The sequence below is a fragment of the Pseudomonas sp. PHC1 genome (genome assembly GCF_046487845.1).
In the GTDB taxonomy this organism is placed as follows: domain Bacteria; phylum Pseudomonadota; class Gammaproteobacteria; order Pseudomonadales; family Pseudomonadaceae; genus Aquipseudomonas; species Aquipseudomonas sputi.
Map to the genome: position 1 here is coordinate 1 of NZ_JBJXHJ010000037.1, position 23,850 is coordinate 23,850.

General features: G+C 61.6%; 24 protein-coding genes. 13 read left to right on the plus strand and 11 right to left on the minus strand.

Annotated elements, in window-relative coordinates; all coding sequences use genetic code 11:
- Positions 1 to 89: 89 nt before the first annotated feature.
- On the minus strand, positions 90 to 530 hold the full coding sequence (locus ACKJSM_RS27775; protein WP_410239446.1) for a hotdog fold domain-containing protein: 441 nt from the start codon (positions 528 to 530) through the stop codon (positions 90 to 92).
- A 155-nt stretch (positions 531 to 685) separates the two neighbouring features.
- Here ACKJSM_RS27775 and ACKJSM_RS27780 point away from each other — a divergent pair, with 155 nt between their 5' ends.
- Positions 686 to 1,312, plus strand: a complete 627-nt coding sequence (locus tag ACKJSM_RS27780) for a TetR/AcrR family transcriptional regulator (RefSeq protein WP_236177598.1) — start codon at positions 686 to 688, stop codon at positions 1,310 to 1,312.
- Between the two features lie 193 nt (positions 1,313 to 1,505).
- Here ACKJSM_RS27780 and ACKJSM_RS27785 read toward each other — a convergent pair whose 3' ends face one another.
- Entirely contained in the window at positions 1,506 to 2,138 is a 633-nt protein-coding gene (locus ACKJSM_RS27785) for a TetR/AcrR family transcriptional regulator (protein ID WP_410239447.1), read from the minus strand.
- A gap of 100 nt (positions 2,139 to 2,238) precedes the next feature.
- On the opposite strand from ACKJSM_RS27785, the gene ACKJSM_RS27790 reads away from it, so the two are divergent.
- The gene (locus ACKJSM_RS27790) at positions 2,239 to 2,823 is read left to right on the plus strand and encodes an NAD(P)H-dependent oxidoreductase (protein ID WP_410239448.1); all 585 of its coding nucleotides are present in this window, start codon (positions 2,239 to 2,241) and stop codon (positions 2,821 to 2,823) included.
- Between the two features lie 14 nt (positions 2,824 to 2,837).
- Here the strand turns inward: ACKJSM_RS27790 and ACKJSM_RS27795 are convergent, their stop codons facing one another.
- Positions 2,838 to 3,779, minus strand: coding sequence for a class I SAM-dependent methyltransferase (locus ACKJSM_RS27795; protein WP_410239449.1), 942 nt, complete (start codon positions 3,777 to 3,779; stop codon positions 2,838 to 2,840).
- A 188-nt stretch (positions 3,780 to 3,967) separates the two neighbouring features.
- Between ACKJSM_RS27795 and ACKJSM_RS27800 the strand changes: the two genes are divergently transcribed.
- From ACKJSM_RS27800 to ACKJSM_RS27810, 3 genes are all read left to right on the plus strand, one after another.
- Positions 3,968 to 4,381, plus strand: a complete 414-nt coding sequence (locus ACKJSM_RS27800) for a response regulator (RefSeq protein ID WP_085746029.1) — start codon at positions 3,968 to 3,970, stop codon at positions 4,379 to 4,381.
- 63 nt (positions 4,382 to 4,444) lie between these two features.
- Positions 4,445 to 5,113: an HAD family hydrolase gene (locus tag ACKJSM_RS27805; RefSeq protein WP_410239450.1), complete on the plus strand. Its 669-nt coding sequence runs from the start codon at positions 4,445 to 4,447 to the stop codon at positions 5,111 to 5,113.
- A gap of 166 nt (positions 5,114 to 5,279) precedes the next feature.
- Positions 5,280 to 5,879 carry a DinB family protein gene (locus ACKJSM_RS27810; protein ID WP_410239451.1) on the plus strand — a complete coding sequence of 200 codons (600 nt, stop codon included), beginning with the start codon at positions 5,280 to 5,282 and terminating at the stop codon, positions 5,877 to 5,879.
- On the opposite strand, the gene ACKJSM_RS27815 is transcribed toward ACKJSM_RS27810, so the two are convergent.
- Both ACKJSM_RS27815 and ACKJSM_RS27820 read right to left on the minus strand, forming a co-directional pair.
- Complete coding sequence (locus ACKJSM_RS27815; protein ID WP_410239452.1) at positions 5,794 to 6,720, minus strand: LysR substrate-binding domain-containing protein; 927 nt, start codon at positions 6,718 to 6,720, stop codon at positions 5,794 to 5,796. The genes ACKJSM_RS27810 and ACKJSM_RS27815 overlap by 86 nt on opposite strands.
- Positions 6,721 to 6,783: 63 nt before the next feature.
- The gene (locus ACKJSM_RS27820) at positions 6,784 to 7,677 is read right to left on the minus strand and encodes a LysR substrate-binding domain-containing protein (protein WP_410239453.1); all 894 of its coding nucleotides are present in this window, start codon (positions 7,675 to 7,677) and stop codon (positions 6,784 to 6,786) included.
- 112 nt (positions 7,678 to 7,789) lie between these two features.
- Here ACKJSM_RS27820 and ACKJSM_RS27825 point away from each other — a divergent pair, with 112 nt between their 5' ends.
- From ACKJSM_RS27825 to ACKJSM_RS27835, 3 genes are read left to right on the plus strand one after another with little or no spacing between them, the layout of a single operon-like run.
- Complete coding sequence (locus ACKJSM_RS27825; RefSeq protein ID WP_236177606.1) at positions 7,790 to 8,812, plus strand: aldo/keto reductase; 1,023 nt, start codon at positions 7,790 to 7,792, stop codon at positions 8,810 to 8,812.
- Entirely contained in the window at positions 8,809 to 9,606 is a 798-nt protein-coding gene (locus tag ACKJSM_RS27830; protein WP_007952959.1) for an SDR family NAD(P)-dependent oxidoreductase, read from the plus strand. Before ACKJSM_RS27825 ends, ACKJSM_RS27830 begins: the two co-directional genes overlap by 4 nt.
- 25 nt (positions 9,607 to 9,631) lie before the next feature.
- Entirely contained in the window at positions 9,632 to 10,042 is a 411-nt protein-coding gene (locus tag ACKJSM_RS27835) for an SRPBCC family protein (protein WP_410239454.1), read from the plus strand.
- 44 nt (positions 10,043 to 10,086) lie between these two features.
- On the opposite strand, the gene ACKJSM_RS27840 is transcribed toward ACKJSM_RS27835, so the two are convergent.
- Both ACKJSM_RS27840 and ACKJSM_RS27845 read right to left on the minus strand, forming a co-directional pair.
- Positions 10,087 to 11,481: a sensor histidine kinase gene (locus ACKJSM_RS27840; RefSeq protein WP_410239455.1), complete on the minus strand. Its 1,395-nt coding sequence runs from the start codon at positions 11,479 to 11,481 to the stop codon at positions 10,087 to 10,089.
- Entirely contained in the window at positions 11,459 to 12,142 is a 684-nt protein-coding gene (locus ACKJSM_RS27845) for a response regulator transcription factor (protein ID WP_163975772.1), read from the minus strand. The genes ACKJSM_RS27840 and ACKJSM_RS27845 overlap by 23 nt, the downstream gene beginning before the upstream one ends.
- Before the next feature lie 297 nt (positions 12,143 to 12,439).
- Between ACKJSM_RS27845 and ACKJSM_RS27850 the strand changes: the two genes are divergently transcribed.
- The 4 genes from ACKJSM_RS27850 to hcnC all read left to right on the plus strand — a co-directional run bounded on the left by ACKJSM_RS27850 (position 12,440) and on the right by hcnC (position 16,755).
- Positions 12,440 to 13,378 carry a hypothetical protein gene (locus tag ACKJSM_RS27850; RefSeq protein WP_236177609.1) on the plus strand — a complete coding sequence of 313 codons (939 nt, stop codon included), beginning with the start codon at positions 12,440 to 12,442 and terminating at the stop codon, positions 13,376 to 13,378.
- 404 nt (positions 13,379 to 13,782) lie between these two features.
- Entirely contained in the window at positions 13,783 to 14,097 is a 315-nt protein-coding gene (gene hcnA / locus ACKJSM_RS27855) for a cyanide-forming glycine dehydrogenase subunit HcnA (protein WP_236177610.1), read from the plus strand.
- Positions 14,094 to 15,503, plus strand: coding sequence for a cyanide-forming glycine dehydrogenase subunit HcnB (gene hcnB / locus ACKJSM_RS27860; protein ID WP_410239456.1), 1,410 nt, complete (start codon positions 14,094 to 14,096; stop codon positions 15,501 to 15,503). Before hcnA ends, hcnB begins: the two co-directional genes overlap by 4 nt.
- Complete coding sequence (hcnC, locus tag ACKJSM_RS27865; protein ID WP_236177612.1) at positions 15,496 to 16,755, plus strand: cyanide-forming glycine dehydrogenase subunit HcnC; 1,260 nt, start codon at positions 15,496 to 15,498, stop codon at positions 16,753 to 16,755. Before hcnB ends, hcnC begins: the two co-directional genes overlap by 8 nt.
- Positions 16,756 to 16,816: 61 nt before the next feature.
- Here the strand turns inward: hcnC and ACKJSM_RS27870 are convergent, their stop codons facing one another.
- The gene (locus ACKJSM_RS27870) at positions 16,817 to 18,625 is read right to left on the minus strand and encodes a monovalent cation:proton antiporter-2 (CPA2) family protein (RefSeq protein WP_339488062.1); all 1,809 of its coding nucleotides are present in this window, start codon (positions 18,623 to 18,625) and stop codon (positions 16,817 to 16,819) included.
- A gap of 162 nt (positions 18,626 to 18,787) precedes the next feature.
- Between ACKJSM_RS27870 and ACKJSM_RS27875 the strand changes: the two genes are divergently transcribed.
- Positions 18,788 to 19,702, plus strand: a complete 915-nt coding sequence (locus tag ACKJSM_RS27875) for a LysR family transcriptional regulator (RefSeq protein ID WP_236177614.1) — start codon at positions 18,788 to 18,790, stop codon at positions 19,700 to 19,702.
- Here ACKJSM_RS27875 and ACKJSM_RS27880 read toward each other — a convergent pair.
- From ACKJSM_RS27880 to ACKJSM_RS27890, 3 genes are all read right to left on the minus strand, one after another.
- Entirely contained in the window at positions 19,692 to 20,462 is a 771-nt protein-coding gene (locus ACKJSM_RS27880) for a substrate-binding domain-containing protein (RefSeq protein WP_236177615.1), read from the minus strand. The genes ACKJSM_RS27875 and ACKJSM_RS27880 overlap by 11 nt on opposite strands.
- Positions 20,463 to 20,472: 10 nt before the next feature.
- The gene (locus ACKJSM_RS27885; RefSeq protein WP_236177616.1) at positions 20,473 to 21,765 is read right to left on the minus strand and encodes an MFS transporter; all 1,293 of its coding nucleotides are present in this window, start codon (positions 21,763 to 21,765) and stop codon (positions 20,473 to 20,475) included.
- 153 nt (positions 21,766 to 21,918) lie between these two features.
- A complete protein-coding gene (locus ACKJSM_RS27890) occupies positions 21,919 to 23,826 on the minus strand; it encodes a M48 family metallopeptidase (protein WP_410239457.1) in 1,908 nt (635 codons plus the stop codon).
- Between the last annotated feature and the right edge of the window lie 24 nt (positions 23,827 to 23,850).

A 23,850-nucleotide genomic window follows, 5' to 3' on the forward strand; every position in this document is an offset into this window, starting at 1 on the left:
ACGGTTACCGGGATAGCGAATTCTTTTTCATGAAGATCAAGAGCGTGTTTCCCGGCAATCCGTGATGAACCTTTTTTGTGCCGGTGATTTCAGGACAGTTTCACGTTCATGGTGATTAGCGCCGTGAACACTTTCTTGCCTTCGGCGTCGTGAACATCCACCGGCACGATCTTGTCGCCTTCGGTCTGCCAGTCCAACGCTTCGCCATTGGCCACGGCGGTCACGTCGGTCTTGGCCTTGGCCAGGTATTCGACGGTCATGCCTTTGGGAATCCAGCGTGCACCAGCGGGAATCGACACGTCGGTCATCATCCCGGCCGCCAGTTCGGCGGCGTTGCACAGGGCAATGGCGTGCACGGTGCCGAGGTGGTTGGTGATCTCGCGGCGAAACGGCACTTGTACCTGCGCGGAACCTGCCCGCAACTCGGTCACCAGCGGATTGATGGTGCTGAAGTACGGCGCGACCTGGCAGGCCATCTGACTGAATGCCTGAGAACCGACGCTGTTGAACATGCTGAGAAACTGACTCATGGATGAAGCCTCGCGGTTAAGGGATTTACAGAATGATGTTCCGTTACAGAATATTATTCTGTAACGGAACGGTATTCTGTTCGCGGGAAATCTGTCAACCTGTGCGCGTTTCGATCACCGGCACGGACGTGCCCTTTACCCGGATTTTCAAGGCCATGGACACCGCAGATTTACTCGAACGCAGCTACCCCGGCCGCCGTGCCGAACTCAAGCGCGACATCTTTCGCAAGGCCCTGCGCCTGTTCAACGAACAGGGGATCGAGGCCACCACCATCGAAATGATCCGCGCCGAGTGCGACACCAGCGTCGGGGCGATCTACCACCATTTCGGCAACAAGGAAGGGCTGGTGGCCGCGCTGTTCTTCACCGCGCTGGAGGATCAGGCGCGCCTGCGCGACGCCTATCTGGCCGACGCGACGTCCACCGAAGAGGGCGTGCAGGCGTTGGTCTACAGCTACGTGGATTGGGTCGAGAACCAGCCGGAATGGGCGCGGTTCCAGTATCACGCGCGCTATGCCGTGACCCGGGGGCCGCACAAGGATGAACTGGCCGAGCGCAACAAAACCCGCAACCTGGGGCTGCGTACCTGGCTGGCCGAGTCCGGACGCGCAAATGAACTCAATGAATGCCCGGCCGAGCTGTTGCCGTCGCTGATCGTCGGTCAGGCCGACAGCTATTGCCGCGCGTGGCTGTCCGGGCGGGTGCAGGGCAGTCCCAAGGCTTATCGCGAATTGCTGGCCCAGGCCACGTGGCGTTCGATCCGCCGCGAACCCGAACGCTGATTTTCCGAGACAAAAAAAGAGCCTCAAGACTCTTTGATGGGGAGGAAGTAGAGCCCGCGAGGCTCAAGATGCGCATGAAGCCAGGTGCGGGCTTGATTGGGGTTCAGAGCACCCGCACCTACGCAACGGCTTGGCGGACCAAGCGACTGCGTAGCTCCATCGTAGGAAGCTGTGGTGATGCGCTCAAGTACCGTCAGTCACCTGCTTGGGTGGCGCGGGCGGCGGCTCTTTCGACCATCGCAATGATGGTGGCGAACAGCTCGTCACGAGCCTGCTCGGCGCCGATTTCGCCGGTGGCTGCTGCTTGCGACAGCGCTTCGGCGGCGCCGAGCATGGCGCGTAATCCGGCTTGGGTAATATCGCCGCCATCCGCAAAAGGCGAGAGCACGCTGCGGCACTTCTCCAGAAAGATCGCCTCGTATTCACGCTTGATCTTCTCCAGTTCCGGCGTGCTCGCCAGGGCGGCGATCACCCCCGGAATCTCGTTGCCCTGGGTCAGCACGCAATCGACATACGCCGTGGCAATCACCGTCGCAGTGCCGCTCAAGGTTGCTTCGGCATTGGCCAGCGCCGCGTCCATCAGCGCGGTCTGGCGCCGGTCGAAATCCTGATACAGCGCCGCGAGCAATCCGGCGCGGGTGGTGAAGTGGTCGTAGACCACGGGTTTGGTCACGCCGGCCTTTTCCGCCAGATAGCCGAGGGTCAGGGCATCGGTGCCTTCTTCGCGAATCAGCTGCCAGGCCATGTCGAGCAACTGGCGCTGGCGGTCTTCCCGGGACAGGCGGCGGCGAGGTGGTGCGGGATCGGGGATTTCAGTGGTTGACATTGCTTATATACCAAACGTAACTTACTGAAGGTAACTTACTAGTCGTAACTTATCCAAAGGATAAGCCTTTGGTCAGCAATCACCAACCGGAGATTTCCCCATGCACGCATTGATTGTTGTCGATCACGATGATCCACGTTCGCTGACCCACTCATTGGCGCAGCAGATTGCCAAAGGACTGTCGCAAAGCGATCCGTCCAACACCTTCGAAATCGCCGACCTGCACGCCGAGGCATTCGACCCGAGATTCGGCGTGGCCGACTGGGCGGTGCATCATCGCGAGTCCGCACCACCGGCGGACGTGCTGGCCGAGCAGGCGCGTATCGACCGCGCCGATGCGCTGGTACTGGTATATCCGGTGTTCTGGTGGTCGATGCCGGCGCTGCTCAAGGGCTGGATCGACCGGGTGTTCAGCAATGGCTGGGCGTACGATTTCGATGGTGATTCGACGCACAAGAAGCTCGGACGGCTGCGTGTGCACCTGGTCGGACTCGGCGGGGCGGATGCGCGCACCTACGAGCGCCACGGCTACGGCGCGGCGATGAAGACGCAGATTGATCACGGCATCTTCGATTACTGCGGGGCGACGGTGGCGGGCTCGGCGCTGTTGCTGGAGTCCGAGTCGAGCGATCCGGCGGTGCAGTTGCAAGCTGCGCGCGAAATGGGCCTCGGACTGTTCCGCTGAAACCGGCGAGGAAGTTATTCAGTGCGCTTGAAGACCAGCGCCTTCAGGCCGCTTTCAGGATCGACATCGGGAAACTCCGGTGGATTCTCCAACCGCTGCTCGAAGCGCAGGCTCGGCGCTTCCTGGGTCACGCCGTTGATCAGGAAGTCCGAACCGAACGATGGATCATTCATGCAGGCCAGCACGGTGCCCTGCGCCGTCAGCAGTTCCGGCAGACGACGCAGCACACGTTGGTAGTCCTTGGTCAGCAGAAAGCTGCCTTTCTGGAACGACGGCGGGTCGATGATCACCAGATCGTACGGGCCGCTGTTGATCACTTTGCCCCAGGACTTGAACAGGTCATGGCCGAGAAAACTGACCTTGCTCAGGTCGTGCCCGTTCAGTCGGTGATTGTCGCGGCCCCGGCTCAGGGCGGCGCGGGACATGTCGAGGTTGACCACATGGCTGGCGCCGCCCTCGATGGCCGCCACCGAGAAGCCGCAGGTGTAGGCGAACAGGTTCAGCACCCGTTTGCCCGCCGCCTGTTCGCGCACCCAGTTGCGCCCGTAGCGCATGTCGAGAAACAGCCCGGCGTTCTGCTTGCGACCCAGATCCACCCGATATCTCAGCCCGCCCTCGACGATGGTCATCTCGTCGATTTCTTCGCCCAACAGCCATTCGGCGGTGCTCTGCGGCAGGTAACGATGCTGAATCAGCAGAGTCTGGGCGCCGGATTGCTGCCATTGCTTTGAACCGGTGATCTCCAGCAATAGACGCTTGAGGTCTTCCAGCTGCGAAGCCTCGGGCTCCTTGAACAGCGACACCAGCACCACGCCTTGCAGCCAGTCCACGGTGACTTGTTCCAGCCCCGGCCAGCAACGCCCGCGCCCATGAAACAGGCGCCGGGTTTCGACCGGTGCCGACGTCAGCGCGGTGAGCAGGTGGGCATGGAGAACGGCGAGGGCTTGAGGGTTCATCAATCGGGATCGGCCAGCAAAAGGGCGCGCATTTTAACCGCAATTTCGTACCGGCGACTGCCCATCGACCGAGTGTTATCGAAAAGACCTGTATCAAAAATGAATTTCTGTAGAAGGTGCTGCTCATACCTGATAAGCAGCGGATTCAAGCCGCTAAATCGTTCATGCAATTCAGGGAGTGCCAGTTCATGTGTCCAATTTCGACGTCGAGCGCGCACCTTCCTGGCGGATTGATTCTGGTAGTCGAGGACGATCCGTTGATTCTGGAGTTTCTGTGCGAAATTCTTCAGGAGGAAGGTTTCAAGGTCGAGCCGCAGACCAGTGCCGATGCGGCTTCGCAATATCTGGAAGAGCACGCGCCCGAAGTGGCGCTGCTGCTCACCGACATCACCATGCCCGGCACCCTCAACGGGGCGGACCTGGCCAACCTGGTCGGCGAGCGCTGGCCGGACAAACCGGTGATGGTCATGTCCGGTTATGAAACACCGGAAACCTCGGGCGTGAAGCATCCGGTGGCGTTCATCAAGAAGCCCTGGGCCATCGGCCAGTTGCTCGACTGCGTGGACGGTGCGTTCAAATCCAAGGCACCGCGTCTGCACTGAAGCGTCTAGCAAGTGCTACATTGCCGGGCATCGTTGCCCGGCCCCTTGCGAGGATGTGATCTTTTGTCAGCTCACGAGACTGTTTTCAATCGCGCGTTCGGCGCGTTTCTGTTCGACATGGACGGCACCGTCCTCAACTCCATCGCTGCCGCCGAGCGGATCTGGTCCGCCTGGGCCGTGCGCCACGGGGTGAACGTCGAAACGTTCCTGCCGACCATCCACGGCGTGCGTGCCATCGACACCATCACTCGCCTGAACCTGCCGGGCGTGGACGCCGAGGCGCAAGCGGCGTTCATCACCGAGGCGGAAATCGAAGACGTCGAAGGCATTGTCGAGATTCCGGGGGCGGCGGCGTTTCTCAAGTCGTTGCCGACGGATCGCTGGGCCATGGTGACTTCGGCGCCACGGGATCTGGCGTTGCGGCGGATGGCGGCGGCGGGGATTCCTGAACCGGCGGTAATGATCACCGCCGAGGACGTGAGCGCCGGCAAACCGGATCCGGCCGGTTATCGTCTGGCGGCCAAACGCCTGGGCCTGGAGCCGGCGGACTGCCTGATTTTCGAAGATGCCACCGTCGGTATTCAAGCCGCTGAAGCCGCCGGCGCGCCGTTGATGGTCATCACCACGACTCACCAGCATCCGCTTGAAACCACACATGCGACGATTGCCAGTTACCGTGACATTGCCCTGAGCATCGACAGCAACGGTCAACTGCGTCTGCAACCTCAATAAACCCCGGGCACCAATCGCCAGCGTCGGGCGATTTTGCATGCTTCACGTCCTTGTGAAGGGGACGGCGATTTCACTGTAGACCCGACCAATAGTCAGCACCACCGCCATTCCCGCAAGAGAGGTCTATCCTAGGCGGAGCCCTTTTTTGTGCCTACGGTGACCCGCGATGATCAATCTGGCTACGGCCCATCTGCTGACGGACTACAAGTCCTGGGCCAATCAGCGTCTGTTCGACAGCCTGCAAGCGCTGCCGGCGGGGGAGACGACGAGGGAGCGCAAGACGGTTTTCAAGAACATGATCGGTACGCTGAACCACATCTACGTGGTCGACCGGATCTGGCAGGCTCACCTTGAAGGACGCGACCACGGTTTCAAGACGTCCCATGATCTGGTGCACGCCGACCTCGGCGAGCTGCGCCAGGCCCAGCAGAAAGTCGACGGCTGGTATCGCTCCTGGAGCGCGCAGCAGACCGAAGCCTCGCTGAACCGCTCGATCGACTTCAAATTCGTTTCCGGCGATGGCGGCACCATGAACGCCGGGGCGATCCTGATGCACGTGATCAATCACAACAATTATCACCGTGGCTGGGTGGTGCAGATGTATTTCGAGATCCCGCAGATGCCGCCGATGACCGACCTGCCGGTTTACTTGCGCGAGGTTGATCCGGGGTTCAAGCCGATCAGTGCGCCTGTAGTGGAAGAGGCGCCGACATGTGATGGGCAATCAGCGAGCGCAACCAGCGTTCCGCCGGATCGTTGTCGTTGACCCCGTTCCAGACCATCGACAGCTCCGACGGTACGATGTCGAACGGCGGGTCGTCGGCGCGCAATACGCTGCTGCCTTCGACCAGCGCACAAGCGGCGAAATCCGGCACGGTGGCCAGCATGTCGGTGCCGGCCAGAATCGCCCGCAGCGGGGCGAATTGCGGCACTGCCAGCACCACACGACGCGCGCGGTTGATCCGCGCCAGATCGTTGTCGATGGCACCGCCCAGATCCCCGGAAAACGACACCAGCGCATGAGGCCGTTCGCAGTAGTCATCGAGGGTCAGTGCACCGGGGCGGTCGTCGCCACGCAAGATCTTGCAGCGCAGGTCCCGCAGTTTTTTGCGTTTGGCATTGGCCGGCAATTCGGTGGTGTAACTGACGCCGACGGAAATTTCCCCGGACGCCAGCATCGACGGCATCAGCAGGAAATTCACCCGGCGGATGACCACCACCACGTCCGGCGCTTCCTCGCGCAATTGCTTGAGCAGCGGGGGCAGCAGGCCGAACTCGGCGTCGTCCGACAGACCGATGCGAAACACGTCGCGGCTGGTCAACGGGTCGAAATCCTTGGCCCGGCTGACCGCCCCGGAAATGGTGTCCATTGCCGGCTGCAATTCCTTGAGGATCGCCAGCGCCCGCTGGGTCGGCTCCAGCACGCGGCCGTTGCGCACCAGCAACGGGTCGTCGAACAGGTCGCGCAGTTTCGCCAGTGAAGCACTGACGGCGGGTTGGCCGAGGAACAGCTTTTCCCCGGCGCGGGTCAGGTTCTTTTCGAACATCAGGGTTTCGAAAATCACCAACAGGTTCATGTCCACGCGACGCAGGTCATTGCGGTTCATGCCGGAAGGCTCGCTGGTTTTTTGAGTCTTTTCAGTAAAGCAGCAAAGTCTTGCGCTGTCGGGTCACTGGGCGGGATCGATGCCGGTCAATACCTGGCGAAACGTTTCCACCAGCGGCCGCAGGTTGATCCGGTGCCACGCCGCCCACAACGGTGTGGTGAACGCCAGCCACGGCACTTCCCGCAACACCACGCCCGGCGGTGCATTGTGGCTCAGGCCCTTCTGGATCATCGCGATCCCCAGGCCCGAGGCGACCAGCCCCAACGCGGTAAACGGCTCGGTGGCCTGCATCCGCACATCCGGGGTGAAACCTGCGCGGATACAGGCGCTGACGAACTCATCGTCGGCCCCTTGGCGTGGCTGCACGCCGATCCATTCCTGATCGGCCAGATCCGTCGGGGTCAGCGACGCCAGTTGGTTCAGCGGGTGTCGTTCGGGCAGCGCCAGCAGCATCGGGTCGTCCAGCACCTGAAAGCCCAGCAGGTCAGGGTCGTCGATCGTCGGCGGTTCACTGACCAGCGCGATATCGAGGCTACGCTGACGCAGACCTTCCAGTTGTTCGGCGGAACTCAGGTTGTACAGCGCGACATGCACGTTGGGCCGATCGACCCGCAGCACGCGCAGGGCATTGGGCAAGACCCCGGCGTGCATCGCGTTTTCGATGTAGCCGATGCACAGGCCGCCTTCTTCGCCACGGCCCAGGCGTTTGCCGAGGGATTCCAGGCGATTGGCGTGGGTCAGCAGGGCGCGGGTTTCGGCAAGAAAGGTCTGGCCGTCGCGGGTCAGGCGGATACGCTGCTGGCTGCGCTCGAACAGGGTCAGGCCCAGGCGTTCTTCGAGCTGGGCGATCTGCCGGCTCAGGGGCGACTGGGAAATGTGCAGGCGCTCGGCGGCGCGGCCGACGTGTTCTTCCTCGGCGACGGCGACGAAGTAGCGCAATTGGCGGATGTCGATCATGTCAGACCTTCAGGGACTCAAGTGCTGCGGATTATGTCTTGGACGGTCTTGGTGGCGCAATCTAGGATCTGCTCAACGGTCAACACCGACCACGACTTACGAGGACAGCATCATGAGCTTGAAAGACAAACTCCCCGGCCAACTCGGCTTTGGCACCGCGCCACTGGGCAACATGTTCCGCGCCATTCCTGAAGAGGAAGCGCAAGCCACCGTGCACGCGGCGTGGGAGGCCGGGGTGCGTTACTTTGACACCGCGCCGTTCTACGGCTCGGGCCTTTCGGAAATCCGCCTCGGCGAAGCACTGTCCCGCTACCAGCGTGACGACTATGTGCTCAGCACCAAGGTTGGCCGGGTGATTCTCGATGAAGTCGAAGACGCTGCCGCCCGGGATCTGGGCGAGAAAAGCGGGGTATTCGAACATGGCCGCCCGAACAAAATCGTCAACGACTACAGCGCCGACGCCACGTTGCGCTCGATCGAAGACAGCCTCAAACGTCTGAAAACCGATCGCCTCGACATCGTCTGGGTTCACGACATCGCTCAGGATTTCTACGGCGACCAATGGCTGGAGTACTTCAATCAGGCCCGCACCGGCGCCTTCAAAGTCCTGACCCGCCTGCGTGAAGAAGGTGTGATCAAGGGTTGGGGCCTGGGCGTGAACAAGGTCGAGCCGTGCGAGTTGACGCTGGACCTGACCGAAGCGCAGCCTGACGGCTTCCTGCTGGCCGGCCGCTACACTTTGCTCGATCACGACCGCGCTCTGCAGCGTTTGATGGATTCGGCGCGGGCACAGAATGTCGAGATTGTTGTCGGCGGCCCCTACAGCTCGGGGATCCTGGCCGGCGGCGCGCACTTCGAATACCAGAAGGCCAGCCCTGAGATCGTGGCGAAGGTCGAGCAGATCAAACGCATCGCCGCGGCCCATGGCGTGGATGTCAAAGCGGCTGCACTACAATTCTCGCTGGCCAATCCGGCTGTGGCAGCCGTGATTCCCGGCGCGAGCAAACCGGGGCGCATCGCTGAAGATGTGGCGGCGCTGTCGGCGGTTATTCCGGCCGGTTTCTGGCAGGCCATGCGTGAAGCGAGACTGGTGTCCGAACGTGCACCATTACCCATCGACGAGGTGAAAGCATGAAGATCGATCTGAGCGGAAAACTGGCGATTGTCAGCGGCAGCACGGCGGGCATCGGTTTGGGCATCAGCCAGTCGCTGGCCGAGGCGGGCGCCACGGTGGTGGTGATCGGTCGCGACGCGGCCAAGGTCGAACAGGCGCTGGCGAGCATTCGCGACAAGGTGCCGGGCGCGCAACTGCGCGGTCTGACGGCGGATCTGGGCACGGCCGAAGGCGCGCAGAAACTGTTCGCCGCCGAACCGAAAGCCGACATCCTGGTGAATAACCTCGGGATCTACAACGCCGTGGATTTTTTCGACGCGCCGGACGATGAATGGACGCGCTTCTATGAAATCAACGTGATTTCCGGCGTACGCCTGTCGCGGCATTACGTGCCGGCGATGGTCGAGCAGGGCTGGGGCCGGGTGATCTTCCTGTCTTCGGAATCCGGCGTGGCCACCCCGGCCGACATGATCAACTACGGCGTGACCAAAAGCGCCAACCTCGCGGTGTCCCATGGCCTGGCCAAGCGTCTGGCGGGCACCGGGGTGACGGTCAACGCGATCCTGCCGGGGCCGACCTTCACCGACGGTGTCGAGGAAATGCTCAAGGATGCCGCCGCCGAGTCCGGTCGCAGCCTGCGGGACGAGGCTGACGCCTTTGTGCGCCGGGCTCGTCCGAGCTCGATCATCCAGCGCGTGGCGGATGTCGAAGAGGTCGCGCACCTGGTCACCTACATCGCTTCACCGCTGTCTTCAGCCACCACTGGCGCCGCGTTGCGGGTCGACGGCGGCGTGGTCGACAGCCTGACTATCTGAATTTATTGAGAGAGACTTTTTAGTTATGGCAACAGCATCAGCAACGATCGAGATCCCGGCTTCGGCCGATCAGGTCTGGCAATTGATTGGCGGCTTCAACACTCTGCCGGACTGGCTGCCGTTCATTCCCAGCAGCGAGTTGAGTGAAGGCGGGCGTGTACGCACTTTGCAAACCGCTGACGGTGGGGTGGTGGTCGAGCGTCTGGAGACGTTCGATCACGCGGGCAAAACCTACAGCTATTCGATTTTGCAGGCACCGTTTCCGGCCACTGATTATCTGGCGACGATTCGTGTTGAAGCCCAAGGGCAGGGCGCGAAGGTGACGTGGTCGGGACGCTTCACGGCGAAGGGCGTGAGCGATGAGGAAGTGGTGGCGCTGTTCAGCGGGATCTATCAGGGGGGGCTTGAGGCACTGCGCGCGAACTACCCCGCCTGAGTTTGTAATGATCGTTCCCACGCAGAGCGTGGGAACGATCTATCTCAAGACTGTGAAATCAGGCGCTGCCGACAATCCAGCACCAGCTTCGCCCCACCCAGATCGCTGCGTCCCACCTCAAGACTGAACCCATGCAGGTTGACGATCGCCGCAACGATCGACAGCCCCAGGCCAAAACCATTTTGCAGTTGCCCGCCCTCGGCGCGGTAGAAACGCTGGAACACCGCCTCCCGTTCGGACTCGGGAATCCCGGGACCGGAGTCGTGCACTTCGATCCGCGTATGCCCCGCATCATTGACCCCGCGCAACACCACCGTGCCACCGGCCGGGGTGAACTTGATCGAGTTGCTCAACAGGTTCGCCAGTGCTTCAAACAGCAATGCCCGATCACCGTTCAGCATCGGCAGGGTTTCCGGCATGTTCAGCTCGAAACGCAACTCGTCGTCTTCGGCCAGCGGCAGATAGAACTCGTGCAGTTCCTGCAGCAACAACACCGGATCGAGCTCGACAAACCCCGAGCGCCGCTGACGATCCTCCAGCTCGGAAATCCTCAGCAGCCCGCGAAACCGCGCCATCAGCGTATCGGCCTCGGCCAGCACCAGATCCAGTTGCGCCGCTTCCGGCGAGCCTTCGCCGGCCTGCTGTTGCATGCGATACAACTGGGCGCGCAGACGGGTCAGCGGGGTGCGCAGGTCATGCGCGATGTTGTCGCACACGCCTTTGACTTCATTCATCAAGCGCTCGATGCGATCAAGCATGGCGTTGACGATGGCGGCGAGCATGTCCAGCTCATCGCGGCGATTGGACAGTGGCAAACGGTGAGTCAGGTCGCCGGCGACAATCGACTGGGCGCTGGCCTGGATCGCCCGAATCCGCCGCAGCGGTCGACGACGCAGCAAATGCCAGCCGATGACCCCCGGCACAATCGTCAGCGACACGCCCCAGAGCAATGCATGCAGAATGATCTTCGTCACCGCGAACAGCGAGCCGTTATCGCGCAACAACACCAGCCAACGGCCGTCGCGGGTCGGGGTGGCGACCGCGTCGCAGCTGTCGTTGGGCAGGGTCGGGTCGTCGGAGTCGGCGCATTCGCTGAGCATGTGGATCTTGCCGTCCAGCGGCAGGCCCTCGGGGATTCTCTGCAACGCGCCACCCAGGTAGCGGTGCTGGGCGTCAAACAGGCCGTAGGCGTCGATGCCGCGAATGTCGAAGGTCATGCTGGCGGCGAGCGCGTCTTCCAGCTGATCGCCGCGAAAATGCGAAAACAGGTGCTGACGTTGCATCAGCGAGTGCTTGGCCAGGTTGTCGAGATAACCGGACACCTCGAAGTACATGACCCCCATGAGGATCGCGCTCCAGGCCACGAACAACGAACTGTACAGCGCCAGCAAGCGGCTGCTGGAAGAACGCCAACCGTCAGACGGGTTCGGCAATGACATAACCCGAGCCTCGCACCGTGCGGATCAGCGGGACGTTGCCCGGCGGGTCGATCTTCTTGCGCAGGCGGCCGATGTGCACGTCGATCAGGTTGGTACCAGGGTCGAAGTGATAGCCCCAGACCTCTTCGAAAATCATCATCCGCGACAGGATCTGGCCGCTGTTGCGCATCAGAAATTCCAGCAGTTTGTACTCGGTCGGCAGCAGCGTCAGCACCTGCTCGGCGCGACGGGCTTCGTGGCTGATCAGGTCGAGCTGCAGATCCGCCACCTGCAACGTGGTCGGTTGTGCGCCACTGCTGTTCTGCCGACGCAGCAACACTTCGACCCGGGCGGCCATTTCATCGGTGGCGAACGGTTTGGTCAGGTAGTCATCGCCGCCGGCGCGCAAGCCACGCACACGCTCGTCGACGTCGGAGAGGGCGCTGATCATCAGGATCGGCGTGGCCACCCCCATGGTGCGCAGGGTGGTGACGATGGCCAGGCCATCGAGTTCCGGCAGCATGCGGTCGAGGGTGATCAGGTCGTAGTTGCCGCTGACGGCGCGGTCCAGGCCTTCACGGCCGTTGTCGACCCAGTCCACGTCGAGGCCGTGGCTGCTCAGTTCGGCGACAATTTCCCGGGCGGTCACGGCGTCGTCTTCAATGGTGAGGATGCGAGTCATGGTGGGCCTGCTGGTCTGTTCAAACGCAATGGCAGCATTTTGCCAAGATTTTGCGCCGGCGCTTTAAATTAACTTTCATGTTCTAGCGGCGACACACGCCACGACCGGGCTTTTGTGGCAATGCATAAAACCCGCTGTTAATGCCCGTTTTTTGCAATTTGCATGGATCCGAGAAGTTCACTCTTTTTAAGTGTTTGAATCAAAACGGTTTATTTAATGTTGGCGACTGGCACGGTCACTGCAATTCCTCTGATGACGAGTTGTAACACCATTTTTCATGCCTGGAGCACTACAACAATGAATAGATCCTCTGATGGGTTTTATCCTGCCTACGAAGGAGAGTCGAGCAACGTCTCGGGCGTGTCCTGGGGCGCGATCTTCGCCGGGGCTGCCGCTGCAGCGGCACTGTCGCTGATTCTGGTGCTGCTGGGTTTCGGTCTGGGCTTCTCCGCCGTTTCACCGTGGGCCGGGGAGGGCGTCAGCGCCAAAGGCCTGGGCATTTCCACCATCATCTGGTTGGCCGCCACGCAAATCATCGCTTCGGGCCTGGGTGGCTACATCGCCGGTCGCCTGCGGGTGAAGTGGGCCAACATGCACGGTGATGAGGTGTACTTCCGCGACACCGCTCATGGCTTCCTCGCCTGGTGCGTGGCCACGCTGGTCACCGCGACACTGGTGGTTGGCTCGGTGAGCAGCATCGTCAGCGGTGGCTTGCAGGCCGGTGCCAGTGTTGCCGGCGGCGCGGCCGGTGCCATGACGCAAGCAGCCGGCACGGCGGCGGGCAATACCGACAGTGACCCGTACGGTTACTTCGTCGACAGCCTGTTTCGCGATGATCGTCCCGCTGCCGTCAGCGATGACGCCGCCCGTGGCACCGTGACCCGGATCTTTGCCCAGAGCCTGGCCAACGGCCAGCTCAGCGCTGAAGACCGTACATACCTCGCCCAACTGGTCGCCCAGCGTACCAACCTGACCCAGGCCGATGCCGAACGTCGGGTCGATGAAATCTATGCCCGCACCCAAAAGGCAATCGCCGACGCCAAGGTGAAAGCGCAACAAGCCGCCGACACTGCCGCCAAAGTCGCTGCCTGGACGACGCTGTGGATGTTCATCGCGCTGCTGGCCGGTGCGTTCTTCGCCAGTCTTTCGGCCACCTTCGGCGGTCGCCGCCGGGACGCGGTCGAGTACGTCGAAGTCGAAACCTACACCACGAGCAACCTGCCGCCAGTCCGTTAATCAAGGAGAATCACCATGCGCTCACTTCTGCTGTTTTTCCTCGGCGTACCGATCCCGATCATCATCCTGATCGCCCTGTTCGTGCACTGATTCCTTGAGGCACATGCCTTGGCCGCTTCCACCTTCGGGTTGAAGCGGCTTTTTGCTTTCTACGCAGTGTCGAGTTCGCAGAACCCTACAGTCATTTCCATGGCCTGGATCAATATTCGTCGGCGCAATATCCCCTACCGTGAAATTTCCAGGCCCTTGCCGCTGGATCGACTACATTGCTTGCGCGCACTTTGCTGCGCAGACGGAGTAACCCTGCCGGCCCGATAGAGCGATAACCCCCACGAGCCGGCGAGGTGTAGTGCAGCAAGGAGCTGTTTCAACCTCACCTGAACTTTTCACGGATGATCATTGCAATGCACTGCCTAGAAAGAACCTTCGATATCCAGCCGTTGACGCAGGCGGATATGACTGTCCACATCAACGGCCAGCCGGTCACTGCCGCCATCGGCGAAACCGTGCTCAGCGTCATTCAGTCCCTCGGCGTGCGTCAGGTCGCGCGCAACGATCACAACCAGATCAGCGGTGCCTATTGCGGCATGGGCGTTTGCCAGTGCTGCCTGGTGAAAATCAACGGCCGGCACAAGCGTCGCGCCTGCCAGACCGTCGTGCGCGAGGGCATGCAGATCGAAACCCAGGTCAACCGCATTCACGGGCAGGAGGTGGTATGAGCCTGCATCCGGTAATCGTCGGCGGTGGCCCGGCGGGCATGGCGGCGGCCATCGAACTGGCCCGGCACGGGGTGCGCTGCACCTTGCTTGAAGAAGCGTCGCGCCTCGGTGGCGTGGTCTATCGCGGGCCGCTGCGCGACGGTGTGCAGCTGGATTACCTGGGGCCGCGCTATGCCGAGGCGCTGGGCAAATTGCACGGCGATTTCCAGGAGCAGTCCGGGTTGATCGACGTGCGCCTCAACCACCGCGTGGTCGGCGCCGAAGGCACGCGCTCGCTGGTGGTGCTGGACGGCGACGAGCGTCTGCATGAAATCGAATACCCGCAACTGCTGCTGGCCGCCGGTTGCCATGAGCGCAGTGTGCCGTTTCCCGGCTGGACCTTGCCCGGCGTGATGATGCTCGGCGGCCTGCAATTGCAGATCAAAAGCGGCGTGGTCAAACCGCAGGGCCCGGTGGTGATCGCCGGCACCGGGCCGTTGCTGCCGTTGGTGGCGACCCAGCTGCACGCGTCGGGCGTGAGCGTGGCGGGTGTCTACGAGGCCTGCGCGTTCGGCAAGATCGCCAAGGAAAGCCTGGCGCTGCTGAACAAGCCGCAACTGTTCCTCGATGGCTTGAGCATGCTCGCTTATTTGAAGCTGCACGGCATTCCGATGCACTACGGCTGGGGCGTGGTCGAAGCGCACGGCGAAGGTGAACTGAAAAGCGTCAGCGTGGCGCCGTACTCGGCAACGTGGGCGCCGGACATGAGCCGCGCCGAACGCTTCGAAGCGAAGACCCTCGCGGTTGGCTACGGCTTCATTCCACGCACGCAACTGAGTCAGCAGATGGGCCTGGATCACGGCTTCAGCGACGACGGTTACCTGCGCGCCAACGCCAACATCTGGCAGCAGAGCAGCGAGCCCCACGTGCACCTGGCCGGTGACATGGGCGGGATTCGCGGCGGTGAAGCAGCCATGCTCGCCGGCAAGATCGCCGCCACTTCGATCCTGCTGCAGCGCGGCGTTCTTGAGGAAGAACTGGCGCGAGTCCGTCGCGATCGCTACCTGGGCAAACTCAAAGCCATCGTGCGTTTCCGCGCGGCGGTGGATCGCTACACCGAACGCGGCGTCGGGCAGACCGCCTTGCCGGCCGCCGACACAGTGATCTGCCGTTGCGAACACGCGACCCGCGCCGACATCGACCGCGCACTGGAGCAGGGCGTGCAAGACATTGCCAGCCTGAAAATGCGTACCCGCGTCAGCATGGGCGACTGTCAGGGGCGGATGTGTGTCGGCTATTGCAGCGACCGTTTGCGTCAGGCTACCGGGCGCAAGGACGTCGGCTGGCTGCGGCCGCGTTTCCCGATCGATCCGATTCCCTTTTCCGCGTTCCAGTCCCTCGGCACGGAGGCCGTTTCCCATGAGTAAGTTCTATGACGTGGTCATCGCCGGCGGCGGTGTGATCGGTGCGTCCATCGCCTATCAACTGTCCAAGCGCAAAGGCCTCAAGGTCGCGCTGATCGACGCCAAGCGCCCGGGCAACGCGACCCGCGCCTCGGCCGGTGGTCTGTGGGCCATCGGTGAATCGGTGGGGCTGGGCTGCGGGGTGATTTTCTTTCGCATGATGTCGGCCAACCGCAAGCGCGAAACCCAGGGCGCGGCGGTGGCGGTGGACGCCAGCACGCCGCACATCCTGCCGCCGTCGTTCTTCGATTTCGCCTTGCAATCCAATGCGCTGTACCCGGCGTTGCACCGTGAGTTGCGCGACAACCACGGGATGGATTTCAAGTTCGAAAAGACCGGGCTCAAATTCGTGATCTATGACGATGAAGACCGGTTGTACGCCGAGCACATCGTCGGCTGCATTCCGCACCTGGCCGATCAGGTGCGCTGGCTCGATCAGGCTGCGTTGCGCGAGTCCGAGCCGAGCGTCAGCCATGAGGCACGCGGCGCGCTGGAGTTTCTCTGCGACCATCAGGTCAGCCCGTTCCGTCTGGCCGACGCCTACACCGAAGGCGCCCGGCAAAATGGCGTCGAGATGTACGTCAACACCAACATCACTGGCGTATTGCATCACGGCTCGCGAGTGACCGGGGTGCAGACGGCTGAAGCGGGGGTGTTCCACTGCAAAACCCTGATCAATGCCGCCGGCGCCTGGGCAGCGGATCTGAGCGAGTGGGCCACGGGCATCCGGATTCCGGTGAAACCGGTGAAAGGCCAGATCCTGCTGACCGAACGCCTGCCGAAAATCCTCAACGGCTGCCTGACCACCAGCGATTGCTACATGGCGCAGAAGGACAACGGCGAAATCCTGATCGGCAGCACCACCGAGGACAAGGGCTTTGACGTCACCACCACCTGGCCGGAAATCGCCGGGCTGGTGCAGGGCGCCGTGCGTTGTTTGCCGGAGCTGGCGGACATCAACCTCAAACGTACCTGGGCCGGGCTGCGGCCGGGCTCACCGGATGAGTTGCCGATTCTCGGGCCGATGGCCGGGGTGGAGGGGTATCTCAATGCCTGCGGGCATTTTCGCACTGGCGTGCTGACCTCGGCGATTACCGGGGTGCTGCTGGACAAACTGGTCAACGATGAACCGCTGCCGCTGGACATCACGCCGTTTCTGGCGGACCGGTTTGCAGTGGCGCCCGTGCAGGAAGAGCGGGCGCTGGAGATGGCCTGAACTTGTGGGAGTTTCCCACCTGATCGTTCCCACGCAGAGCGTGGGAACGATCAGGGTCAGGTCAGGACTTGCCCGATTGTTCTTCCAGTTGATCCGACTCGAACAACCGGGCCAGTTCCGCCCGCGCTTCCTGGGCGGTCTGCAGCACCTTGGTCGCGTCGTCGTAAACCGCGTGTTGAGCCTCGAGCACCTGCTCGTCATGGTGCTTGAAGCGTTTGATCCGTGCATCCGCCTGGGCCTGGGTCAAGCCCAGGCCAACCAGCGTGCGACGGCTCATTTCCAGACTGGAGTAATAGGTCTCCCGGATCGGATCGGCGCCGATATCCACCAAGCGGTGAACGTGCTGCCGGTTACGCGCCCGGGCGATGATCTTCATGTGAGGGTAGAGCTTGCGCACGATCTCGGCAGTCTTGATGTTGGTCTCCGGATCGTCCGTGGCAATCACGAAATACTCCGCTTCACCGACTTTGGCCGCATTGAGGATCTCCGGACGCATCGGATCACCGTAGAACACCGGCACACCACCAAAACTGCGCGACAGTTCGATGGTTTCCACTGAGGTATCCAGGGCCAGGAACTTGATGTTCTGCGCCCGCAGGATCCGCGCCACGATCTGGCCCATCCGGCCCATGCCGGCGATCACCACCCGTGGGGATTCGGTCTCGATCTGGCGGAATTTCTCCGGCACTTCCACCGGCTGCACCTTCGGGCTGACCAGCCGAGCACAAACCAACAGCAACAGCGGCGTGACCGCCATCGACAGGGTGATGGTCAGCACCAGCAGGTCGTACAGACGCGGTTCGAACAGACCTTGATCGCGACCGATCTTGAACACCACAAAGGCAAATTCACCGCCCGCCGCCAGCACGATGCCGAGTCGGATCGCGCTGACCTTGTTCAAGCCACCGGCCAGGCGCCCGACCAAAAACAGTAACGGCAACTTCAACGCGATCAGCAGCAGCGTCAGCCCCAGCACCGTGATCGGTGCGCTGAGTAGCAGACTGAGGTTGGCGCCCATGCCGACACTGATGAAGAACAGCCCCAGCAGCAGGCCCTTGAACGGCTCGATCTGCGCTTCCAGCTCATGGCGATATTCCGAATCCGCCAGCAGCAACCCGGCGAGAAACGCGCCCAGTGCCATCGACACACCGACCATGTCCATCAGCCACGCGGTGCCGATCACCACCAGCAACGCGGTGGCGGTGGAGACTTCCGGCAGACCGGTTTTCGCCACGATGCGGAACACCGGACGCAGCAGATAACGTCCGCCGATCACCACCACCGCGATACCGCCGAGCACCTGCAAACTGTGACGCACGTCTTCGGCGGTGCTGGTGTGGTGATCGACCCCCGCGAGCATCGGCACCAGCGCGATCAGCGGGATCGCGGCGATGTCCTGGAACAGCAGAATCGCAAACGCCAGGCGACCGTGAGGGCTGGTCAGTTCCTTGCGCTCGGCGAGGCTTTGCAACCCGAATGCGGTGGACGACAGCGCCAGACCCAGACCCAAAACAATGGCGCTGTTCAACGGCTGGCCGAACACCGACAACGCCAGCACGCCGATCACCGAACCGGTCAAAAGCACCTGCGCCAGACCCACGCCGAACACCGATTTGCGCATCACCCACAAGCGTCGCGGCGACAGCTCAAGACCGATGATGAACAACAGCAGCACCACGCCCAGTTCCGAGATATGGCTGACGCTTTGCGGATTGCCGATCAGGCCCAGTACCGATGGGCCGATGATCACCCCGGCAAACAGATAACCGAGCACCGCGCCCAGTTGCAGGCGCTTGGCCAAAGGAACGGTGAGCACGGCGGCGAAGAGAAAGACGACGGCGGCTTGCAACAGATTGCCTTCATGGGGCATGAGCGGAACTCCAGTAACGCGGTACGGCGGGGGGCGACAGGATAAAGGCTGAAATCATTGCAGATCCAGCGCAGGCCCTGCTTGAGCGGATGTGCTTCTGTAATAATTTGCATCAATTGGTTACATTTATAACCTCAACGAATCAATTCCCCCGAGTTTTTCATGGCCATCAACTTCGACCTCAATGACCTGCAAGCCTTTCGCGCCGTGGTCGAGCAGGGCAGTTTCCGCAAAGCCGCCGACACCGTGCGCCTGTCGCAACCGGCCCTGAGCCGGCGCATCGAAAAGCTCGAAGACGCCCTCGGCGTGAAGCTGTTCGAACGCACCACGCGCAAGGTCAGCCTGACCCAGGCCGGACGCGGTTTCATGCCCAGCGTCGAGCGTTTGCTGGACGATCTGGACGTGGCGTTGCTGGGCATCAGCGAAGTCGCCTCTAACCGGCTCGGCCACGTCACGGTCGCCTGCGTGCCGTCGGCGGCGTACTACTTTATGCCGAGCGTGGTCGCCCGTTATCACCGGCAGTTTCCGCGCATCAAAGTCAGAGTCCTCGATTCCAGCGCTCACGATGTGTTGAGTGCGGTGGTCAATGGCGAGGCGGATTTCGGTTTGAGTTTCATGGGCACCCAGGAGGCGGGCGTGGATTTCGAGCCGCTGGTGCAGGAGAGCTACGTGGTTGCCTGTCGCCGCGATCATCCGCTGGCCGGGCGCAGCAGTGTGACCTGGGACGAGTTCTACCGGCAGGATTACATCTCGCTGGACAAGACTTCGGGCAACCGGTTTCTGCTGGATCAGGCCCTGGCCAACGTGGTGCCGCAGCGCCCGGGCATCTGCGAGACGCGGCATGTGACGACCATGATCGGTCTGGTGGAGGCGGGGTTGGGCGTGGCGGCGGTGCCGCTGATGGCGATGCCGGCGGCGGATCATCCGATCCTGACGCGGGTGCCATTGACCGATCCGCAAGTGATGCGCAGTGTCGGCATCATCAAACGCCGGGGTCGTGCGCTGACCCCGGCGGCACTGGAGCTGGAGCGGCTGGTGGTGGAAATGAAAGTCCAGCCGCCGACGGTCAGCGCTTGACCGAGTCCAGCCCGGTGGCCTGCACGTCAGGCTGGGCGGCGGGGGCGGCCAGATAAGCAAGCAGGGCTTTCGCTTCTTTTGGATGCTGCGCACCCACCGGAATACCCGCAGCAAACCGGGTCACCGACTGCACCGACTCCGGAATCTTCGCCACAAAACTCACGCCCGGCACCGGCAGCAATTCGCTGACCTGCTGGAAGCCCAGTTGATAGTCGCCGGTCGCGACCACCGAACCCACCGGGACTTTCGGGATCATCTTCGCCTTCGGTTTCAGCTGATCTTCGATACCCAGTTTCTTGAACAATTGCTGCTCGATGTACACGCCGCTGGCGCTGTCGGAGTAGGCCACCGATTTTGCATCCAGCAGGGTTTTCTTCAGGGCCTCGACGTTGCTGATGTCCGGTTTCGGCGCGCCTTCACGTACCACCAGGCCGATTCGTGAGTCCGCCAGTTCTACACGGGAGGCCGGGTCGACCTTGCCTTGCTTGATCAGGTCATCGAGGGCGTAGCCGACCATGATGACCACGTCGGCCTGTTCGCCACGGGCGAGGCGATTGGGGATTGCCTCCGGCGCCTTGCCCATCGACGGACCGAGTTGGGTGTCCAGCGTGTTGCCGGTGGCGGCAGCGAATTTCGGCCCCAGGATCTTGTAGGCGGCGGTGAAACCGCCGGAGGTCATCACTCGCAGTTCTTCGGCCTGGGCCGCAACGTTGAACGCGAGACCGGCGAGCAGGGCTGTAACGGTAAACAGTTTTTTCATGGTGATGTTCTCAGGCAGTAACAGGTTGCAGACGACCGCCGGCTCGGCGATACAGATAAAGCGTCGCGCACAATGCGCAGAGCGCGCCGATGCTCATCCAGTAACCCGGTGCGGCTTTGTCACCGGTGTACTGGATCAGGAAGGTCGACATCGCCGGAGTGAATCCGCCGAATACGGCAGTGGCCAGGCTATAAGCGAGGGAGAAACCGGCCACCCGCACTTCCACCGGCATGATCTCGGTCAGCGCCGGAATCATTGCGCCGTTGTACAGACCGTAGATAAACGACAGCCACAACAGCGACAGCAGCATGTGGCTGAAGCTCGGCGCCTGCACCAGATACGACAGCGCCGGATACGTGGTGGCCAGGGCCAGCAACGCCATGGCGATCAGCACCGGACGGCGGCCGACGCGATCGGACAACGCCCCGCCAATCGGCAGCCAGAAGAAGTTGGAAACGCCCACCAGCAGCGTCACCAGCAACGCATCCGATGTGCTCAGGTGCAGCACGGTTTTACCAAAGGTCGGTGCGTACACGGTGATCAGGTAAAACGCGGTGGTGGTCAGGGCAACCATCAGCATCCCGCCCAGCACCACGCCCCAGTTCTGGCCGAGAGTGCGGAACACTTCCTTCATGCTCGGGCGATGTTTACGAGCGGCGAACTCTTCGGTTTCCGCCAGGTTGCGCCGCAGAAAGAAGATGAACGGCACGATCATGCAACCGACGAAAAACGGAATGCGCCAGCCCCAATCGGCGACGGCTTGCGGCGCCATCCACTGGTTCAAGCCATAACCCAGCGCCGCGGCGACGACGATGGCCACCTGCTGACTGGCCGACTGCCAGGCGGTGAAAAAGCCTTTGCGACCGGGCGTGGCGATTTCGGAGAGGTACACCGAAACCCCGCCCAGTTCCGCACCGGCGGAGAAGCCTTGCAGCAGCCGCCCGATCAACACCAGCGCCGGGGCAAACAGGCCGATGGTTTCGTATCCGGGCACCAGCACAATCAGTATCGTGCCGCTGGCCATGATCGACAGAGTCACGATCAAACCTTTGCGACGACCGACGTCATCGATGTAGGCGCCGAGCACAATGGCCCCCAGCGGACGCATCAAAAAGCCTGCGCCGAACACTGCAAAAGTCATCATCAGGGACGCGAACTCACTGCTCGCCGGAAAGAACACCGCTGCGATCTGCGTGGCGTAGAAGCCGAACAGGAAGAAGTCGAACTGTTCGAGGAAGTTACCCGAGGTCACCCGGAAAATGGCGCCGGCCCGCGAGCCGCCGTGTGGGATTGAGGCTGTCATCAAAAAATACTCCACCGCTTTTATGACGTGCGCGACGGGGAGGCGGCGCACGGTTTTTATTGGGGCGGATAGTGGCGCGCAGGGATCGATTTGTTAATTGCATTGTTGGCATGGATTGATGTGCCAAGCGGATCAATCCTCTGTATGTACTGCTCAGAGAACGGAATCCGCCGCTGCAGTTACCGGTGCTTGCGTTCGCTCATCGTGTACTTGTTCCGTAGCCAGCAACGGCGGCAATGGACAATCAAGCAAATCTGCCAGAGCGCGGAAAAGTTCTGCTTCAGCCACCGTGATGACGCCGTCGTGCAACACGCAGCGAGTCATGGCATCGAGCAGGGCGGGACGCTCTTCCGGCATGAGATGACGCAGGCGTTTGATTGCGCTTTCCAGTCCGGCCAAATCTTCCAGCTCAGGGCGCACCTCTTGCGGCTGCTCGAACGGCAAACCGTTCCAGGCATGTTCAAGTGCCTGTGCTGCCGCTTGAGGGTTTTCCTGTCCGGCACGGGTCAATGCATGCAATAGCACCATTAGTTCTTCGGCGCATTGGAACAGGCCGAACTTGAATTGCACAGGCGTTGCCCCTTCGACATTGCGTTCGATGATGCGCAGCAGCGTCCACTCCAGCAATTCAGTTTCGTTGTCCGCCTCGACCAGCAGATTCAGGTTGCGCCTCATGGCTGCAACCGGTTTTTTACCCAGCTCTTTCAGGCAGGGAATCGCCAGATCGATCAGCGGCAATCGCAGTCCAGGGTTAAGTGTCGACAGCGGTTCACGCAGCAGACTCAGGGTGTTGAATACGTTGTCGTCGATTTCCGACTGGAGTAAATCCAGTTGCACCGCCTGAAGGGAGGGCAGACGTGACAGCAGCAAGCCATACACGATGGCTTGGGCCCCCTCCGGGCTGTGGGCCGCGGTTTTGAGGGGCTGCGCGATGTCTTGCAGCATCTTGCGAGCTTGAGCAAGGTGTGCGGATTGCGGCGTGCCAATGGTTTCGATTGAACCCTGGAGGGCATTTACATCGTAGAGAACAGCCATTGCATCAGTCGGAACACCACTGAACGCATCGGTCACCGGGGTTGCCGGCACAGGTTCTGGGTGGGGCTGCACGGGCGCCGCAATTTTTGTGAAACTGCCATCCCACTGCGCATCGACTCGGCGAATTCGCTCGCTCAGATCTGGATGGCTCGCCATCAAATCGTCGCCCATCGACGAAGTGCCCGAGCCGAAATACAGGTGGCTGAATTCGGCGGCGTGTGCGGAATTGATCGACGCTCCCAATGGATAACCGCCGATTTTTTTCAGAGCGCCGGCAATGCTTTGGGGGTTGCGGGTGTATTGCACGGCAGTGGCGTCGGCCAGAAACTCCCGTTGTCGGCCGATCGCAGCCTTGATCAGATTGCCGAAGAAAGTGCCGGCCAATCCCACGACACACAACACGAAACCGAACAGCATCGGCAACGCGACAAACCGGCTGCGCTCGGCCGGTGTTTTGCGAACGTTATCCATGCCCCGCAGGATGTAGCTGCCCGTCAGGCCAAGAACCAGAATGCCATGGACGATGGCCACCAGTCGCGTGTTCAGGCGCATGTCGCCGTTATAAATATGGCTGAACTCATGGGCGATCACACCTTGCAGTTCTTCACGGGTCAGCAGGTTGATCGCGCCTTGCGTCACCCCGATCACGGCGTCCTGCGGTGTGAGTCCGGCGGCAAACGCATTGATACCCAGATCCGGAAGCAAATACACCGAAGGGACTACGGTGCCGGAGGCGAGGGCCATTTCCTCGACGACATTGAGTAAACGACGCTCTTCAAGAGTCTGCGCACTGTGGTTGATCAGACGGCCGCCCAGACGCCGCGCAATCACCTTGCCGCCAGCGGACAATTCTGAATGTTTGGACAGGCTGGCCAGCAGCACGATGCTGATCACGACAGCTGAAACAATCGAGAACAGTCGCCAGTCCAGTTCCAGATCCAGCAGGACTTTGCCATTACCATCCTCGACCGGAATGGTCATCAGCACGCAGGAAACGAGGATCAGGCTCAGAACTGCAAAAAACATCAAAATCACGAGCAGCACTGTACG

What these genes read in the sequence shown, in the direction of transcription:
- ACKJSM_RS27775 (WP_410239446.1), bottom strand. Translation starts at nt 530, where the DNA reads ATGAGTCAGTTTCTCAGCATGTTCAACAGCGTCGGTTCTCAGGCATTC.
- ACKJSM_RS27780 (WP_236177598.1), top strand. Translation starts at nt 686, where the DNA reads ATGGACACCGCAGATTTACTCGAACGCAGCTACCCCGGCCGCCGTGCC.
- ACKJSM_RS27785 (WP_410239447.1), bottom strand. Translation starts at nt 2,138, where the DNA reads ATGTCAACCACTGAAATCCCCGATCCCGCACCACCTCGCCGCCGCCTG.
- ACKJSM_RS27790 (WP_410239448.1), top strand. Translation starts at nt 2,239, where the DNA reads ATGCACGCATTGATTGTTGTCGATCACGATGATCCACGTTCGCTGACC.
- ACKJSM_RS27795 (WP_410239449.1), bottom strand. Translation starts at nt 3,779, where the DNA reads ATGAACCCTCAAGCCCTCGCCGTTCTCCATGCCCACCTGCTCACCGCG.
- ACKJSM_RS27800 (WP_085746029.1), top strand. Translation starts at nt 3,968, where the DNA reads ATGTGTCCAATTTCGACGTCGAGCGCGCACCTTCCTGGCGGATTGATT.
- ACKJSM_RS27810 (WP_410239451.1), top strand. Translation starts at nt 5,280, where the DNA reads ATGATCAATCTGGCTACGGCCCATCTGCTGACGGACTACAAGTCCTGG.
- ACKJSM_RS27815 (WP_410239452.1), bottom strand. Translation starts at nt 6,720, where the DNA reads ATGAACCGCAATGACCTGCGTCGCGTGGACATGAACCTGTTGGTGATT.
- ACKJSM_RS27820 (WP_410239453.1), bottom strand. Translation starts at nt 7,677, where the DNA reads ATGATCGACATCCGCCAATTGCGCTACTTCGTCGCCGTCGCCGAGGAA.
- ACKJSM_RS27825 (WP_236177606.1), top strand. Translation starts at nt 7,790, where the DNA reads ATGAGCTTGAAAGACAAACTCCCCGGCCAACTCGGCTTTGGCACCGCG.
- ACKJSM_RS27830 (WP_007952959.1), top strand. Translation starts at nt 8,809, where the DNA reads ATGAAGATCGATCTGAGCGGAAAACTGGCGATTGTCAGCGGCAGCACG.
- ACKJSM_RS27835 (WP_410239454.1), top strand. Translation starts at nt 9,632, where the DNA reads ATGGCAACAGCATCAGCAACGATCGAGATCCCGGCTTCGGCCGATCAG.
- ACKJSM_RS27840 (WP_410239455.1), bottom strand. Translation starts at nt 11,481, where the DNA reads ATGTCATTGCCGAACCCGTCTGACGGTTGGCGTTCTTCCAGCAGCCGC.
- ACKJSM_RS27845 (WP_163975772.1), bottom strand. Translation starts at nt 12,142, where the DNA reads ATGACTCGCATCCTCACCATTGAAGACGACGCCGTGACCGCCCGGGAA.
- ACKJSM_RS27850 (WP_236177609.1), top strand. Translation starts at nt 12,440, where the DNA reads ATGAATAGATCCTCTGATGGGTTTTATCCTGCCTACGAAGGAGAGTCG.
- hcnA (WP_236177610.1), top strand. Translation starts at nt 13,783, where the DNA reads ATGCACTGCCTAGAAAGAACCTTCGATATCCAGCCGTTGACGCAGGCG.
- hcnB (WP_410239456.1), top strand. Translation starts at nt 14,094, where the DNA reads ATGAGCCTGCATCCGGTAATCGTCGGCGGTGGCCCGGCGGGCATGGCG.
- hcnC (WP_236177612.1), top strand. Translation starts at nt 15,496, where the DNA reads ATGAGTAAGTTCTATGACGTGGTCATCGCCGGCGGCGGTGTGATCGGT.
- ACKJSM_RS27870 (WP_339488062.1), bottom strand. Translation starts at nt 18,625, where the DNA reads ATGCCCCATGAAGGCAATCTGTTGCAAGCCGCCGTCGTCTTTCTCTTC.
- ACKJSM_RS27875 (WP_236177614.1), top strand. Translation starts at nt 18,788, where the DNA reads ATGGCCATCAACTTCGACCTCAATGACCTGCAAGCCTTTCGCGCCGTG.
- ACKJSM_RS27880 (WP_236177615.1), bottom strand. Translation starts at nt 20,462, where the DNA reads ATGAAAAAACTGTTTACCGTTACAGCCCTGCTCGCCGGTCTCGCGTTC.
- ACKJSM_RS27885 (WP_236177616.1), bottom strand. Translation starts at nt 21,765, where the DNA reads ATGACAGCCTCAATCCCACACGGCGGCTCGCGGGCCGGCGCCATTTTC.
- ACKJSM_RS27890 (WP_410239457.1), bottom strand. Translation starts at nt 23,826, where the DNA reads ATGTTTTTTGCAGTTCTGAGCCTGATCCTCGTTTCCTGCGTGCTGATG.